The sequence below is a fragment of the Micromonospora sp. ZG13 genome, assembly GCF_059359355.1.
Window position 1 is genome coordinate 263728 of record NZ_JCADBQ010000006.1, and the last position, 16151, is coordinate 279878.

At 72.8% G+C, this 16151-nt stretch carries 14 protein-coding genes and 1 pseudogene; 12 read left to right on the forward strand and 3 right to left on the reverse strand.

Features of this window, described 5'->3' with window-relative positions; all coding sequences use genetic code 11:
• Window positions 1-12 precede the first annotated feature (12 nt).
• The 8 genes from AC5L34_RS15985 to AC5L34_RS16020 are packed head-to-tail and all read left to right on the forward strand — an operon-like array spanning window position 13 to window position 9775.
• Complete coding sequence (locus AC5L34_RS15985; protein ID WP_494825674.1) at window positions 13-552, forward strand: type 2 periplasmic-binding domain-containing protein; 540 nt, start codon at window positions 13-15, stop codon at window positions 550-552.
• The gene (locus AC5L34_RS15990; RefSeq protein ID WP_494825676.1) at window positions 545-1495 is read left to right on the forward strand and encodes an aminotransferase class IV; all 951 of its coding nucleotides are present in this window, start codon (window positions 545-547) and stop codon (window positions 1493-1495) included. The genes AC5L34_RS15985 and AC5L34_RS15990 overlap by 8 nt, the downstream gene beginning before the upstream one ends.
• A complete protein-coding gene (locus tag AC5L34_RS15995) occupies window positions 1492-2193 on the forward strand; it encodes an RraA family protein (protein ID WP_494825677.1) in 702 nt (233 codons plus the stop codon). The genes AC5L34_RS15990 and AC5L34_RS15995 overlap by 4 nt, the downstream gene beginning before the upstream one ends.
• Window positions 2194-5262, forward strand: coding sequence for a condensation domain-containing protein (locus tag AC5L34_RS16000; RefSeq protein ID WP_494825679.1), 3069 nt, complete (start codon window positions 2194-2196; stop codon window positions 5260-5262).
• A 48-nt stretch (window positions 5263-5310) separates the two neighbouring features.
• Window positions 5311-6891: an AMP-binding protein gene (locus tag AC5L34_RS16005; protein ID WP_441175879.1), complete on the forward strand. Its 1581-nt coding sequence runs from the start codon at window positions 5311-5313 to the stop codon at window positions 6889-6891.
• A complete protein-coding gene (locus AC5L34_RS16010) occupies window positions 6888-7580 on the forward strand; it encodes an HAD family hydrolase (protein WP_441175878.1) in 693 nt (230 codons plus the stop codon). Before AC5L34_RS16005 ends, AC5L34_RS16010 begins: the two co-directional genes overlap by 4 nt.
• A gap of 21 nt (window positions 7581-7601) precedes the next feature.
• Window positions 7602-8777: a hypothetical protein gene (locus AC5L34_RS16015; protein ID WP_441175877.1), complete on the forward strand. Its 1176-nt coding sequence runs from the start codon at window positions 7602-7604 to the stop codon at window positions 8775-8777.
• Window positions 8774-9775: an NAD-dependent epimerase/dehydratase family protein gene (locus AC5L34_RS16020; RefSeq protein WP_441175876.1), complete on the forward strand. Its 1002-nt coding sequence runs from the start codon at window positions 8774-8776 to the stop codon at window positions 9773-9775. The genes AC5L34_RS16015 and AC5L34_RS16020 overlap by 4 nt, the downstream gene beginning before the upstream one ends.
• A 160-nt stretch (window positions 9776-9935) precedes the next feature.
• On the opposite strand, the gene AC5L34_RS16025 is transcribed toward AC5L34_RS16020, so the two are convergent.
• Window positions 9936-10805 carry a DUF6745 domain-containing protein gene (locus AC5L34_RS16025; protein WP_441175874.1) on the reverse strand — a complete coding sequence of 290 codons (870 nt, stop codon included), beginning with the start codon at window positions 10803-10805 and terminating at the stop codon, window positions 9936-9938.
• A 297-nt stretch (window positions 10806-11102) separates the two neighbouring features.
• On the opposite strand from AC5L34_RS16025, the pseudogene AC5L34_RS16030 reads away from it, so the two are divergent.
• Window positions 11103-11843, forward strand: a pseudogene (locus tag AC5L34_RS16030) (class I SAM-dependent methyltransferase); the annotation flags it as partial.
• Window positions 11844-11908: 65 nt separating this feature from the next.
• Here the strand turns inward: AC5L34_RS16030 and AC5L34_RS16035 are convergent.
• Window positions 11909-12502: a TetR/AcrR family transcriptional regulator gene (locus AC5L34_RS16035; protein WP_494825682.1), complete on the reverse strand. Its 594-nt coding sequence runs from the start codon at window positions 12500-12502 to the stop codon at window positions 11909-11911.
• A 101-nt stretch (window positions 12503-12603) separates the two neighbouring features.
• Here AC5L34_RS16035 and AC5L34_RS16040 point away from each other — a divergent pair, with 101 nt between their 5' ends.
• Together AC5L34_RS16040 and AC5L34_RS16045 are read left to right on the forward strand one after the other, a co-directional pair.
• Window positions 12604-12981 carry a DUF4267 domain-containing protein gene (locus AC5L34_RS16040; protein ID WP_441175872.1) on the forward strand — a complete coding sequence of 126 codons (378 nt, stop codon included), beginning with the start codon at window positions 12604-12606 and terminating at the stop codon, window positions 12979-12981.
• Between the two features lie 64 nt (window positions 12982-13045).
• The gene (locus AC5L34_RS16045; protein WP_441175871.1) at window positions 13046-13513 is read left to right on the forward strand and encodes an SAM-dependent methyltransferase; all 468 of its coding nucleotides are present in this window, start codon (window positions 13046-13048) and stop codon (window positions 13511-13513) included.
• Between the two features lie 122 nt (window positions 13514-13635).
• Here the strand turns inward: AC5L34_RS16045 and AC5L34_RS16050 are convergent, their stop codons facing one another.
• Complete coding sequence (locus tag AC5L34_RS16050) at window positions 13636-13998, reverse strand: hypothetical protein (RefSeq protein WP_441175870.1); 363 nt, start codon at window positions 13996-13998, stop codon at window positions 13636-13638.
• A gap of 388 nt (window positions 13999-14386) precedes the next feature.
• Between AC5L34_RS16050 and AC5L34_RS16055 the strand changes: the two genes are divergently transcribed.
• Window positions 14387-15952, forward strand: coding sequence for a class I SAM-dependent methyltransferase (locus AC5L34_RS16055; RefSeq protein WP_494825685.1), 1566 nt, complete (start codon window positions 14387-14389; stop codon window positions 15950-15952).
• Window positions 15953-16151 lie beyond the last annotated feature (199 nt).

Genomic DNA, 16151 nt, shown 5'->3' on the forward strand with positions numbered 1-16151 from the left:
ACGGTGACGCTGATGGAGTCCCAGGTGCACGTCCACACCCTCGGTCCGTCCGGCACGAACTGCGAGGCCGCGGCTCACCACTGGCTCGACCGGCAGGGGATCGACGACCACCGGGTGACCCTGTACGGCACGCTGGAGGAAGCTGTCGAGGTGGTCACCACGGCGCCCGGCGCACACGTGCTGCTCGGCTGCGTCGTCTATCCGGACCTGCACCACATCGTCTTCCGCAACCTCGACGCGCTGGCCCTGGTCGAGTGCTTCGTGATGCCGACCCACCACATGGTGGTGGCCGGTGACATGTCCAAGCCGGTGCCGACGGTCGCATCGCATCCCGCCCCGATCAACCTGCTGGACGCGTGGACGCCGGAGATCAGGTTCGTCGACAGCAACGTACGGGCCGCGCTGACCGTCGCCAGCGGCGCGGCGGACGCGTGCGTGACCACCTCGGTCGCCGCCGCCGAGGCGGGCCTGCCCGTGGTGAAGGACTTCGGTCCGGTGCCGATGGGCTTCACCATCCACGCCAACCGCACCTACCGGCGACAGCATGGCTGAGCCGGCGGTCTGGTTCGACGGCCGCATCCACACCGGTGTCACCGCCGAGCCCACGCTGAGCACCTTCGGCCTGCACTACGGGTACTCGGTCTTCGAAGGGCTGCGGTCGTTCGACGTCGGCGGCACCGCGTCGATCTTCGCCCTGCAACCACACATCGACCGGCTGCTCGGCTCCGCGGCCACCCTGGACATCCCCATCCGGTACGACAACGACACCCTCGTCGCCGCGCACTACGAGGTGCTTGCCGCGAACGGGCTGACGGAGGCGTACATCCGGCCGATCGCCTTCTTCGGCGACGGCCTCGCTGGGCTCGGCACCCAGCGGCACCAGGCACACCTGGCGATCCTGGCCTGGCCGTGGGCCAACCCGGCACCGGGCGGAGGCGGTGTCCGGTTGGCGATCGCCAGGCGTCGGCGCCCGTCGCCGGAGAGCCTTCCGCCGCACGCGAAGGCCGCCGGGAGCTACCTGATCGCCAAGCTGGCCCACAACGAGGCGACGGCCCGCGGCTTCGCCGACGCGATCATGCTGGACGACCGCGACCACGTCGCGGAGGCCACCAGCATGAACGTGTTCCTGGTGCGCGACGGCGGCCTGCTCACCCCGACCACCCGGGCCTGCCTGCCCGGCATCACCCGGCGGACCGTCATCGACCTGGCCCGCCGGACGGGCATCGGCGTACGGGAGGCCGACCTCACCGTGTCCGACGTGCTCGGCGCCGACGAGGTGTTCCTCACCAGCACCGCGGCCGGCGTTCGGCCGGTGCTGGCCGTCGAGGACCACGTGTTCGGCGACGGCCACCCCGGCGCGCTCACCACCCGCCTGCTCGGCCACTACGACGAGCACGTTCTCACCCACTCCACCCCGTCGGCCGCGTTCGCCGGTCCCGCACCGCGCGGGACGTCCGGCCCGGCCGCCGTTCTGATCCCGGGAGGCCGCGCATGACAGAGACCCGAGACATCGTCGCGAAGACGATCGGTGACGTGGAGCTGAGCACCTGCGCGCTCGTCGACGTCCTGGACGGGCTGGGCGTCACCTCCGCCGTGCTGCCCAGCACACTGCAGCAGCGGGCCGGCCGGCCCGCTCTGGCCTACGGGACCGCGTACACCGTGTCCTGGGTGGAGGTGCGCAAGCAGGCCTCCATCCACCAGCCGGCGCCGAGCACCTGGCAGCAGGTCCGGGACTTCCTGGTCCCGGAGGTCACGGACGGCGCCGGCCGGATCTACGTCGGCGGCGCCGGCGAGCTGCTCACCCACGCCGCGCTGGCCGGCGGCATGTCGGTGACCTACCTGCTGGAGCAGGTCGGCTTCGAGGCGATCGTGCTGGGCGGCGCCGTGCGGGACCGGGCGGTGGTGGAGGCGGCGGACCGTCCGGTGATCGCCAGCAACTTCACCCCGACCGACACCCAGGGCGCCTACCGGGTCGCCGCCACCGGCACCGAATGCCGGATCGGCGACGTACGGGTCGTCACCGGCGACTGGGTGTTCACCGACGGCAACGGCACCGTCGTGATCAAGGACGAGATCCTGCTCGAGGTGCTGACGAAGGCGGTCGCGGTGGAGAACGCCGAGGCCCGCATCCTGGCGCAGGTCCGGGCCGGCCGGCCATTGCACGAGATCGTGGACGAGGGCGGGCAGATCTGAGTGGGCCACACAGTCGTACCGCTGTCGCCGGCACAGGAGCGGCTCTGGATCTCGACCCAGATCCGCCCCGGTGACCCGTTCTTCCACATCCCCTTCGTCATCGACGTCGCCGGCCGGCTCGACGACGCCCTGTTGCACGCCTGCCTCGGTCAACTGATCCGCCGGCACGTCGCCCTGCGCGCCCGCGTCGCCTGGCGCGACGGCCGGATCTGCCTGAGCGCCCCGCCCGCCGACGAGTCCGTCCTGGACTGGTTCCGGGGTGCGGTGCTCGACGTCCCGGACGAGGCGGCCGCCGATCGGGAGATCGACGCCATCGGGCGCGCGCCGTTCGACCTGACCGCCGGGCCGCCGCTGCGGGTCCAGCTGATCCGGCTCGCCGAGCGGCGGCACCGGCTCGCGGTCACCGTGCACCACCTGGTCTTCGACGGCTGGTCGATGGACCTGTTCGTCGCCGAGTTGGCCGCCCTGTACCGGGCCGGGGGCGATCCGGAGCAGGCGTTCGCCGGGCCGCCGCCGGACTACGCCGACCACCTCGCCCGGCGCGACGCCGGCCGGTCACCCGACGCGGACGTCGAGTTCTGGTCCGCCCGGCTGGCCGGCGCGCCGGCCGCGATCCCGCTACCCAGTGGCCGGGTGCGCCCGGTGACCACCGACCATGCCGCCGCCCGCTACACCCGGGTGGTGCCGGCGGCCGCCGTCGAGCCGCTGCGGCAGCTCGCCCGGTCGCGCCGGGCGACGATGTTCATCCTGCTCAAGGCCGCCTGCGACGTCGTGCTCAGCCACTACGGCGGTGCCGACGTGCTGACCGGCGTGGCGCTGGCCGGCCGCGACCACACCGAGAGCCACGGCCTGATCGGCTATCTGGCCCGGCCGGTCGTGCTGCGCAGCGACCTGGGCGGCGATCCGTCGTTCCTGACGCTGCTGAGTGCCGTACGCGGGGACCTGCTCGACGCCCACGAGCACCCCGAGCTGCCGTTCGACGCGGTCGTACGGGCCCTCGGCGTGCCCCGCGACCCCAGCTACAACCAGCTCTACCAGGTCATGTTCGGCTACTCCGGTGAGCGGGCGGCGCATCGGGCCGGCGAGCTGCGGCTCACGGTCACCGAGTTCGCCCCGGCCACCATGAAGGTCGACCTGTCGGTGGTCTGCACCGACACCCTCGGCGGCCTGCGGCTGGACCTCGACTACCGGCGTGACCTCTTCGCCGAGGCCGATCTCGCCCGGATCGCGGACCGGATGGAGGCCGTGCTCGCGCGGATCGCCGTCGACCCGACCGCGACCGTGTCACAGCTGAGGCAGCTCAGCGAGGTCGAACTGCGCGCGGCGGTGGACGAGCCGAACCGTCCGGCCGCGCTGCCGGACCCCGGTCCGGTCGCGCTGCACGACCTGGTCGCCTCGGTCCTGGACCGTGCGGCCACCACACCGGACGTGATCGCCGTCAGGGCGGCCGGAAGCACGCCGGAGCTGACCTATCGGGGTCTGGCCGCGGCGGTCGCCGCGACCACCGGACGGCTGGTGGCGGCCGGGGTCAGGCCGGGGGACCCGGTCGCCCTGTGCGGCGAGCCGTCCGGTGCTCTGGTGGCGGCCCTGCTCGCGGTGATCCGGCTGGGTGTACGCGCGGTGCTGCTCGATCCCGGCCGGCACTCCTTCGAGCTGCGCAACGCCCAGTCCGAGGCGGGCTTCCGGGTGGTGCTGGCCGACGCGCACGTGGCCCGGCTGTTCGACCGGTCCCGGGTCGACGTGCTCGACATGGGCGCCGCCGGCACTGCCACGGACGACGTCGACGCCGGGCACGGCGAAGCCGCGTTCGTCGCGTACGACGACGACGCGGAGCAACAGGCCGTCGTCCTGTCCGACGAACTCCTCTCGGTGGTGCTGGGCACCCTGCGGCGCGAGGTCGCCTCGCCGCCGGCGGTGGTGCTGCCGCTGGTCAGCTCGACCGCTTCGATCAGCGTCGTGATCGAGGCGCTGCTGGCTACGACGGCGGGCGGAACTCTCGTACCGGCACCGTCGGCCACGGCCGACGCCACCCTGGTCCTCGCACCCGCCGACGGCATCCACCGGCTGGCCGGGGCGCTGCCGGCCGGTGCCGTCGTGGTCGCCGGCCACGTCGACGCGGTGCCGCCGGCCGCCGTGCGGCGCCTGCTCGACGGGCACGGGCTGCGGGCGGTGCATCAGGTGTTCGGCCCGCTCGCCGCGGGCGGGCTGGCCCTGCTCGACGGCCGTCCCCGGCCGGGAATCCGCGCCTACGTGCTCGGGCCGGACGGTACGCCGGTGCCGCCGGGCGCCGCCGGCGAACTGTTCCTCGGCGGGGACCTGATCGCCGACGGTTACCTCGACGAGGAAGCCACCGCCGCCACGTTCCGGCCGGACCCGCTGGCCGGCCGTCCGGGTGCGCGCCGGTTCGCCACCGGGCGGCTCGCCCGCCTCACCGCGGACGGGCGCTTCGAGATCCTCGGCGACGCCCGCGAGCCGCTGCTGCGCCAGGGGCTGCGGGTGGATCCGGGGCCGGTCGAGGACGCCCTGCTGGAGCATCCCGGGGTCGCCGCGGCCCGGGTGCTGCCGTGGCGCCCCGAGCATGGTGGACCGGAGCTGCTCGCGCTCGTCGCCCGTACCGCCGCCACCGCCGAGCCCGGTGCCCTGGCCGTCCACCTGGCCGCCCGGCTGCCCGGCTATCTACGGCCGGACCGGATCGTCGTCCTGGACGCGTTGCCGGCCGACCACGACGAGATCGAGCGGGTTCTGGCCGACGCGCGTAGCAGCGCGGACGCGGCGGAGCCGATGGCGGCGGACGGGCAGGCGATCGCGGCGGCCTGGGAGAAGGTCCTCGGGCGCGCCGTACCGGCGAACCTCAACTTCTTCGAGGCCGGCGGCAACAGCCTGTTGCTGATCCGGTTGCGCGACGAACTGCGGACGGTCCTGGGAACCGAGGTGTCGCTGACGGACCTGTTCAGCCACCCGACGATCCGGGCGATGTCCGACGCGCTGGGCCAGCCGGTGGCAGCGCCGCCACCCGCGGCCAACCGTGGCGAGGCCCGGCGGTCCACCCACATCCGTCGTGGCCGCTGACCCGTGGCCGGGACAGACCGCCGCACCGATTCCGATCTGGGAGACGTCATGCTGAAACGGACGCTGTATCAATGGTTCGAGGAATCGGCCCGCCGGCACCCGGAGGCCACGGCGCTGAAGGCGGGCGGAACCGCGCTCAGCTACGCCCAGCTGGAACGGCGGGCGCTGGCCGTCGCGGCCGACATCATGGCCGGGCGCGACCGCCCGCCCGCGCGGATCGCGCTGGTCGCGCCGCGCACCACGCCCTCCGCGTACGTGGGCATCCTGGCCGTGCAACGGCTCGGTGCCACGGTGGTGCCGCTGAATCCGGATCATCCGAGTCACCGCAACATCGACATCGCCCAGCGGGCGAACGTCGAGGTGGCGCTGGTGGACCGTGAGGTCCGTGACCCGTTCCAGGACCTGCCGCGGCGGTTCCGGCCGGCGACCCTGGTGGTCGGCGACACCGACCCGGTCGGGCACGCCGACGTGGCCGGACTGCCGCCGGTGGGCGAGGACGCCGACGCCGAGGCGTACCTGCTGTTCACCTCCGGCACCTCCGGCATGCCGAAGGGGGTGCCGTACAAACACCGGCACATCTCGCCGTACCTCACGCACAACCTGTTCCGGTTCGAGGTCGGCCCTGGCTGCGGGGTATCGCAGACGTTCGGGCTGACCTTCGACGCGTCGGTCGGCGCGACCTTCATGACCTGGGCAGGAGGCGCCACCCTCGTCGTGCCGAGCCGTGAGGAGCTGTTCCAGCCGGTCGACTTCATCGTGCGCAACCAGCTGACGCACTGGTTCTCCGTACCGTCGGCGGTCCGGGTGGCGCAGCACCTGGGCAACCTGCCGTTGGGCGTCGCGACGTCCGTGCGGCACAGCCTCTTCGGCGCCGAGCCGGTCACGCTCAAGCACGCCCGGCTGTGGCGCTCGGTCGCGCCGAACACCGACATCTACAACCTGTACGGCCCCTCCGAGGCGGTGGTGAACTGCACCGAGTTCCGGCTGACCGGCGATCCGGCGGGCTGGACGGCGGCCAGCAACGACACGCTGCCGATCGGGGTGATGTACCCGGGCATGGAGTCCCTGGTCATCGACCCGGACGGCAATCCGGTCGACGACGGCGAACTGTGTCTGCGGGGATGGCAGAGGTTCGACGGTTATCTCGACCCGCGGGAGAACGACGGCCGGTTCGTGGCGTACGACGGCACCGGCCCGGCCACCCCGCGCCCGCCCGGCCAGGCGCCGTCACCCGAGGACTGGTACCGCACCGGCGACCGGGTCAGCCGCGAGGGCGTGAACCTGGTCCACCGGGGCCGCCTGGACCACCAGGTCAAGGTGATGGGACACCGGATCGAGATCGGCGAGGTGGAGGCCGCGATCCACCGCCATCCGGGCGTCACCGACGCCGCGGTGATCGCGATCCGCGTCGACGACGACACCCAGCTGGTCGGGGTGCACACCGGCGCCGGGGTGGCGGCCGCCGAACTCGACCGGTGGCTGCGCCGCGAGCTGCCGATCCACATGGTGCCCACCCGGCTGGAACACCTGCCTGCGATGCCGCTGAACGACAACGGCAAGATCGACCGGCGGGCGCTGACCGACCGGTTCGCCACGCGGGACGCCGCGACGCTCGGCGCACGGCGGTGACGGCACCGGAGTTGGTCATCTTCGACCTGGACGGCGTGCTGGTGGACACCCAGGCCGCCGAGACCGGGGCGCTGAACCACCTGGCCGGGCTGATGGGCGTGCGACTGTCCGCCGACGAGGCCGCCGAGCTGTTCGCCGGCAAGCGGATGGCCGACTGCATCGACGCGATCTCCGATCGGGCCGCGGTGGAGCCGCCGCCGGGCGCGGTGGAGCTGGTCCGGGCACGCTGCGAGGAGCTGATCGGCGACCGCCTGGAACCGATCGACGGCGTACGACATGTGGTCGACGCCGTGGACCGACTGATGTGCGTGGCTTCCAACAGCCCTCGCGAGCTGATCCGTAAGCGGGTGGAGGCGGCCGGGATCGCCTCGGCGTTCGGTGAGCGGCTCTTCTCCGCGTACGACATCGGCAGTTGGAAACCCGCCCCCGACCTGTTCCTCTGGGCGGCCCGGGAGTGCGGCGTGCCTCCAGCCTCGTGTGTGGTGATCGAGGACAGCCCGGTCGGGGTGGCCGCCGCGATCGCGGCGGGCATGCCGGTGCTGCGGTACGGCCCGGACGGCACCCCGGCCGACCACGCCGCGATCAGTCCGCACCTGCCGCCCGGCACTGCTGTCACCGGCCTGAGTTCCTTCGCGAAGATGGCCGACCTGCCGGCGCTGATCTCGCATTTCTCCGGTCCTCGTGCATGAACGCGTTGGGAGAGTCACACGATGGTTGATACCCGCAAGGCAATGGTGATCGGCGCCGGAGACCTCGGCAGCCGGGTCCTGCAGGGCCTGGCCTCGGGCGGTTCCGGACGCGAACTCCGGCTGGTCGGGCGCGACGGCGAGGCGACGCTGCGCGCGGCGAACCTGGCCGCCCTGAGCGCCCTGCAGACGGGCCACCGCAACGTGGTGTCCGACGCGGTGAGTGACCTGTTCGACGTCGACCGGACCGCCGAGACGATCAGCGCGTTCCGGCCCGACGTCATCTTCCTGACCGCCAGCCTCCAGTCGTGGTGGGTGATCTCGACGCTGCCGCAGCCCGCCTTCCAGCGGCTCTACCAGGCCAACTTCGGTCCCTGGCTGCCGATGCACCTGGTCCCGGTGCTGTACGCGATGCGCGCGATCCGGGCCGCCGGCAGCGACGCCGTGGTGGTCAACGCCGCGTTCCCCGACGCGGTCCACCCCGCGCTGGCCGGCGCCGGCCTGTCGCCGCACGTCGGCATCGGCAATGTCGCGAACAACGTGCCGGGCATCCGGAGGGCCGCCGCCGACCTGCTGGGTGCGGACGTCCACCGGGTGGAGATCAGGTTCATCGCCCACCACTACGTCTCGCACCGGCTGTCCCGCACGGGCGACAGTGGCGCCGCCGAGATGATCCTGCGGGTGCTCCTCGACGGCAGGGACGTCACCGGCCGGTTGGACCTGGGCGAGATGCTCCGCGCGCTGCCCGGGCGTTACCGGCGCACCGGAGGCCGCGACGGGCAGGTGATGACGGCGGCGTCCGCGCTCAGCGTGCTCGCGCCGCTGCTGGACGGCCGGAAGGCGATCGTGCACGCGCCGGGACCGCTGGGGCGGGTCGGCGGCTATCCGGTGGCGTTGTCGCCGTCCGGCGTCGACGTGGTGCTGCCGGACGGTGTCAGCCAGGCGGAGGCCGCCGCGGTCAACCTCAGTGGGCAGCGCTGCGACGGCATCACCGAGATCGACGGCGCCGGTACGGTCGTCTTCGAACCGGAGGCGGCCGACGTGCTCGCCCGGGAACTCGGCTACCACTGCACCCGGATGCAGCTCGACGAGGCGGAGGATCGGGCCCGGGAGATCGCCGAGCGGTTCGCGGCCTACCGCGAGCGGGTGCTGATCGACCCGGCCTACCAGGCCGGGGCGCGATCGGCCGTGACGGTGTGAGCACGCTACTGGTGCTCGGCGGGACCCAGTTCCTCGGCCGGGCGGTGGCGGAGGAGGGGGTCCGCAGGGGAGCGCGGGTGGTGGTCGCGCACCGTGGCGAGCATGAGCCGCCGCCCGGCGTGACCGCCGTCCGCGGCGACCGGACGGATCCGGGCTCGTGGGCCGAGGTCGAGGAGCGGCTGGCCAGTGAACACTGGGACCTCGTGGTCGACACCTGGTCCGGCGACCCGGCCGCGGTCCGCCGGTCGACCGCTGCGCTGCGCGAGAGGGCCGACCGGTACACCTACGTGTCGAGCCGTTCGGTCTACGCCTGGCCGGCCGTGGACGGTGCCGACGAGGATGCGCCAGTGGTCGATCCGCCGTCCGGCGACGATCCGGACGAGCTCGGCTACGCCGAGAGCAAACTGGCCGCGGAACTCGCCGTCGAGCAGGCCTTCGGCGCACGGGCGCTGATCCTGCGCGCCGGCCTGCTGGTCGGGCCGCGCGAGAACACGGGTCGGCTACCGCGCTGGCTGGCCCGGCTGGCCGCCGGCGGTCCCGTACCGGTGCCAGGGCCCGCGGACCTGGACTGGCAGTACGTCGACGCCCGCGACCTCGCGGCGTGGACGTTGCGGGCCGCGGCCGACGGACTCGGCGGGGTGTTCGATGCCGTCGGCCCACCGGGCGGAACGACCACGGCCGAGCTGCTCGAGTTGGGCGTGGGGATCACCGGGGGCGGGAGCACGCTGCACTGGCGCGATCCGGCGGCCTTCGCCGCCGCCGGTGTCGAACCGTGGACCGACCTGCCCGGTTGGTTCCCGCCCGGCCCGGAGCACGCCGCGGTGCATCGCGGCGCGGCGGCCAAGGCGGCCCGGCACGGGCTCGTGCAGCGCCCGTTGCGGGACACCGTGACCGACACCTGGGCCTGGATGTGCACCGCCGAAGGCCGCGCGGCCTGCCGGGACCTCGATCCGCTGTGGTCCCCGGAGGTCGAGCGGCGACTTCTGGACGCGGGCTGAACGCAGCCCGGGCCGGCCCGCTGACGACGTGCGAGGAGCCGCGATCGGCTCTCCGCCGGGGTTCGACTGTCCTGTTGGAGTTCGTGCCGAGGTTTTGCGGGCTGTGGGGCGGACCGGCCGGGACTGGCGAGTGCCCGTCCCGGCCGGCTGTCGACTCAGGTCACCTGCTCAGGAGTGGTTGCCAGCCGTCGCGGTAGCGCAGGCCGCGAGGTTGCAGTCGGATCTGGTCGTGCACTGCTCCGGAGACCGGCTCGGTTCGTACCGCCTGGGGCCGCTCCACCACGACGCAGACGTCCTCGCCGGGCCACCACCAGCCGCAGGAGCGGGCCAGGCCGGCCCAGGCGTCGAGGTGCTCGGCCTGGTCCGGCTCGTACCGGGCAAGGCCGAGTCGATGCAGGACGTCGTAGTAGGCGATCCATGAGGCGTCCTGCTGCCCGTACCAGCACACGGGCACCGGGCCGTCGTCCGCGAGCGCCGCGCGCACGGGTAGGTAGTACCCGTGCGCGAGGCTCCGGTGCATTGCCGTGCGTACGCCCTGGTGCAGCACGACAGCGAGCGGCACGCCGCTGTCGAGCGCCTGCGCCGGCGCCAGTTCGGGCCATGGTTCCTTGGTCTTGCTCGTGCGCACGGGTGACAGCTCGGGATCGGTGTGAGTGACGCCCGCGCTCAGCGCGCCGCGCAACTGGGAGGCGATCATGGCGAGGTCGCTGGCCAGCGGTGGTGTTCCGCGCGGCCGGGGGGCCCGGATGCGCTCGTAGAGTTGATCGAGGGTGGGCCAGCCGGTGGTCAGGGGCCGCGCCTTGTCTGGCGAGTCGACCCATTCGAACCGAGGTCGCGGCCGCGATGCCCTGGCGTAGATCGCGGTCAGGCACCGTTCGGCGGTCGGCTTGTCAGCCGGCTGTGTGGACAGGGCGTGATCGAGCCATTCCTGGCGGATCCGGATGGCCTGCTGCCACAGGTCGTGCGGGTTGCCGCTGCGAACGGCCTGTGGAGGTTTCGCGGCGTCGTTGCGCCGCGTGGGGGCGCTCACAGCGCCAGGGCGTCGCCGCCCTTCCGGTACGAGATCATGCAACGACTATGGCCCACGACTTGGCACCGGCGCAAGGCGGTTCCCTACCCGCAGCGCCCCGTCAGGGGCGTGGCGCGACGTGCTGCACGAACTGACCGGGACGGCGGCAGGGAGCTTGCGCCGGGGCCTGCCCGGAACGTAAGTTGCCGATGTATCGATCCGATATATCGGATCGATAAGGACCGCGATCCAGGCGGCGAGGCCATCGCGCGCGCAGCGGGGGATGGTGACAGTCAGGGAGGCAGCGACATGTCCAGTGCGCAGCTGTACGACACCATCGGCGCCACCTACACCGCGACACGGTGCACCGAACCGCGGATCGCCGCCCGGGTCTGGGCCGCCCTCGGCGACGCGCGGACGGTCGTGAACGTCGGGGCCGGAACCGGCTCCTACGAGCCCGTCGACCGTGACGTCACCGCGGTGGAGCCGTCGGCGCTCATGCGCGCGCAGCGCCCCGCAGGCGCAGCCCCGTGTGTGGCTGCCGCTGCGGAGAGCCTTCCGTTCGAGGACCAGTCGTTCGACTTGGCGATGGCCTTCGCCACCCTCCACCACTGGCGCGACCCGATCGCGGGCCTGCGTGAGATGCGGCGCGTCGCCCGCCGCCGCGTGGTGGTGTTCACGCACGACACCAGTGACGCCGGGTGGCTTGATCGATTCTGGCTCACTCGCGACTACCTTCCCGAGGTCGCGAGCCTCCTCGTCGACCGGCCGTCGCTGAGCGAACTGGCCGCCGCGATCGAGGCCCGGGTGGAGCCGGTACTCATCCCGTGGGACTGTGCTGACGGCTTCTTCGAGGCCTACTGGCGCCGGCCGGAGGCGTACCTGGACGAGAGGGTCCGCCGCGGCATGTCGGTCTGGACCAAGGTCGGGCCGGACGCCGAGCGAAGGGCGGTACGCAGCCTCCGTGACGACCTCGCCTCAGGCCGGTGGGCGGAACGCAACCGCGACCTCGCCGACCTCGACACGGCAGAACTCGGCCTGCGCCTGCTCGTGAGCTGAGTCCGATCGGGCCGGCGAGCTGGGTCCGGCCGTGGGCCGGCGAGCAGAGTGCCGCCGTGGGCCGTTCACGGCGTGGTCGGGTTCGTCGGGGTGTCGGCGAGCTGGGTGACGAGGAAGTCGAGGCGCTCCTCCTGCGCGTCCGGGGGGATGCGGCCGCTTTCCGACAGGACGGCCATGCCGTGCAACGCGCTCCAGACGACCTCGGCGAACAGTTCCCGCCGCTTGTTGTCCGGGCGGAAGCAGCTGACGAACTCGTCGAAGGCGGCCCGCAGCGGAGGCGGTGTCTCGACGCTTGCGAACTTCAGGTCGGTGGGCAGGATGAACATGGCCTGGTACAGGGCGGGTCGTTCGGTCGCGAAGTCCAGGTAGGCGCGGCAGACGGCGCGCAGGGGCCGCCCGGAATCGGGGGCGGCCTGCCGCGTGCGGCGCAGGTGGACGGCGAGTTCGCCGAAGCCGTCCAGGGCGACGGCGCTGACGATGGCGTCCTTGCCGGTGAAGTGGCTGTACAGCACCGGCTGGCTGTACTCGACGCGCTCCGCCAGCCGTCGGGTCGTCACCGCCTCCCAGCCTTCGGTCTCCGCGAGTTCGCGGGCGGCCGTGATGATCAGCTGATGACGGTGGGCGCGTTCACGTTCGCGGCGCTCGCTGATGGCGGACATGACGACATCCTAGCGGCGCTAGACCTGCTGTCGACGTTAGAGTAACGTCGCTCTCATCGCTAGCGCCGCTAGATTCGCTGCTTCCGTCGAGGGGGACACCCATGCTCATCACCGTCGCCAACGTGCTCGCCGGCCTGATCGGCGTGAGCATCAGCTTCATCGGCGTACGCGCCTTCTGGGCGCCACAGGCCGCAGCCGGCTTCGGTATCCCCGGCACGCCGACCGGGGACCGCACCTTCCAGGCATGGCTGTCCGTCAAGGCCGTGCGCGACATAGCCGCGGGGCTCTTCATCTTCATCCTGCTGGCGGGAGCGACACCCGACCTGCTGGGCTGGTTCATGCTGGCCGCCGCCGGCATACCCGCCGGCGACGCACTGGTCGTGTGGCGCAGCAACGGGCCCAAGGCGGCCGTCTACGGCGTCCACGGGGCCACCGCCGTGGTGATGCTGGCGATCGGCGTGATCCTGCTCGTCGCCTGACCGGATGTTGCGCCGCTCCGGGCGGCCAGGACGGCCACTGACGGACGGGGGAAAGGTGTCCAGCATGCTCAGCTACCAGATCACTCCGATAGGTACGGTCCGAAACGACCGTACGGACGTCCAGCACACCGACAACTGGGGTGCCGTCCGCAGCACGGTCACCATCGACGAGCGCTTCGGCGAGGCGTGCCTCCAGGGCCTGGAGGGCTTCTCCCACGTGGAGGTCCTCTTCCTCTTCGACCAGTTCCCGGAACACGACGACTACCGCGAACCCCGCCCCAACCGTGGCCGTTCCGACCTCCCGCCCGTGGGCGTCTTCGCCGGCCGCGGCCCCCGCAGACCGAACCGCATCGGGGTGACGTGCTGCGCCATCGAGTCCGTCCAGGGCCGCGAACTGACGGTGGTGGGCCTCGACGCGGTGTCGGGCACCCCGGTCATCGACCTGAAGCCGACGATGACGGAGTTCCTGCCGGTGGACGTCAAGCAGCCGGAATGGATCAGCCGCCTGATGTCGGAGTACTTCCGGCCGTAGCCGGGACCTGGGGCGAAGCTCGACGCCGGTCGCGCAGGAGCTTCGCCGAGTGCGCCTGTCCCGGAGGACTCGACCGTGGAGCCGCCGTCGCGTACCCCCGGGGACGGTGACCGGCTCGGCGGTCAGCCGTCGGCACAGGCCTCCCGGAGGGTCTGGGCGTCGCGGTCCGTTCTGGCCTGCACCGCGTCGGGGTCGCCCGCGACCATGCCCGACAGGATGAAGCGCAGCTCCGAGAAGTCCTGCGACAGCGTCACCGTGGCCTGGTAGACCCCGCCCTGGGCGTTCAGGCTCGCGCCCATCATGCCCTGGTACGCCGTCGTGGCGGCGGCCTGCCGGCTCTGCCTGGTCGAACCCGAGGTCCGGTAGAACCGGTCGACGACCGCGAGCGCTTCCTCGCAGCCGGCGGGTCGCAGCGGCGCCACCGACGGCAGTCGACCCAGGGCCGGCGTCCGGGACGTCGCGCTGGTGGGGCGGGGCGTCGTCACGCCGGGCTCCGGCACGGTCGTCGGGGCCGGCGTCGTCCGGTCGGGCGTGGCCCGGCCCGGCGTTGTCAGGTCGGGCCCCGTGACTGGACCCGCTCCGGTTCCTGAGGCCGGCGGCGGCACGGGCGGCTCCCGTGGCAGCACGTACGTCAGCAGGGTGAGAAGGGTGGCCGCCACACCGGCGATCGCGCCCACCGCGGCCCAGTCCGGCTTGCGCGGCGTGGAGCCGCCTCCGGACGGGCTGCGAGCAGGCCGTTGACTGCTGATGCCTCCAATGTAGCGCCCGGCGCCATCCGGGAGCGTCCGCGCCGTCCGCCGGGTGCTCCTCGCCCCGACCGGCGACGGCACCCCTGCCGCGCGCGGCCAAGCAGGCATCGGCTAGGAACGTGACATGCCCCGCTACCTGCTCTTTCCCGGCCGCCACCACCTGCTGACCCGGTTCCAGGCCGGGTACCTGCGCCAGCTCGCGGCGCAGGGCGACGGCCCCCTCGCCGACGGTGACGGTGCGACCGGGGGCGAGGACGCCGGCGGGGCGACCGTGGTGTGGGCGGTCACCTCGGCCAACCACGAGAACACCCGGCGCAACCCGGTTCCGTACCACCGGCGGGAGGCGGCGATCGAACGGTTCAGCGTGCTCGCCGGGCTCCGGTCGGTGGTGGTGCCGATCTTCGACACCGCGCCGACCGACCGGTTCGCCGAGGTGACCCTCAAGACCGTCGCGGCGTCCACCGAGCTGGAGCTGACCCCGGCGGACACGGTGGTCGCCTGCTCCACGCCGGAGGTCGCCGCGATGTACGAACGACTCGGGTTCCGCATCGCCGGGGTGGAGGCCGACGTCGAGCCGGCACCGGTGCGGCCGTGGGACGTCCTGCTACGGCTGGCCGACGACGACCCGTCGTGGCGTGAGCTCACCCACCCGGCGACCGTCGACGTGTACCGCCGCTACCGGCTCGACGACCTGGTCCGCTCGGTGGTGAACGACCCGGTGGTCGGCGACGAGGGCGGACTGACCGCAACCCGCGACTACCGGACGTACGCCGAGGCGTTCAGCGACGCCGCGCAGCGCAAGTGGGACGCGGTACGCGAGCACGTGCGGCCGGGGCGGATCGTCGACGTCGGCTGCGGCGCGGGCGCCGTCCTGGAGCTGGCTGACCGGGAGCCGGCCCTGCGCGAGAGCGACCTGATCGGCGTCGAGGTGGCCCGGCAGCTGTTCGAGGAGTGCGTGCACAAGAAGGCGCAGGGCGTGTTCACGAACCCGAACGTCTTCTTCTACCGTCGCAACGTGCTCGGCGGGGCGGTGTTCGCGCCGCGCTCGGTGGACACCACCATGACCTTCGCGCTGACCCACGAGATCTGGTCGTACGGCGAGCGGATGGCCTCGCTGCGCCGGTTCGTGCAGGCCCTCTACGACCACACCGTGCCCGGCGGGGTGTGGATCAACAGTGACGTGTGCGGGCCGGACGGCAGGGACCGGACGGTGCGCCTGCGGCTGACGGTCACGGACGGCGTCAACCCGCCGCGGCCGCGTACCGACCTGGCGGGCCTGCCGCCCGGCGAGGTGGCGGCGTACGTCGACGGGCTGTCGACCCGGGCCCGGCTGGACCAGTTCGCCGTCGACTACCGGTTCCCGTTCGCGTACCGCCCGGTGGCCGGGGCGGACGACACGGTCGAGTTGACCCTCGGCGCGGCGATGGACTTCCTCACCCGCAAGGACTACACCGACAACTGGCTGTCGGAGACCCAGGAACAGTTCTGCGGCATGGAGTACGCCGACTGGAAGTCGTTGCTCACCGACGTCGGCTTCGAGATCGACGGCGCGAGCGGGACGTCCCGCAACGACTGGATCGTCACCAACCGCCTCGCCCCGGTGGCCGCCCTCAGCACCCCGGCGGGCGAGCCGCTGGACTGGCCGGTCACCCACGTACGCCTGGTCGCCCGCCGTCCGGTCAACACCTGACACCTGCTGGCCGGTCGGGCGAGGACCACCCGGTCGTCGACGCTGCCTGGTGCGGCTCCGGTGGCGCCCGACCTGCCGTCAGCGCCGTAGGGCGGCCGGCCCGGACATGGCGGTGGCCGGGCCTGTCCGGCCCGGCCACCGCCCGGCCCACACCTCGGGTGCCCCGGGGCCCTCCACCGACCGGCGGCACCGATCGGGC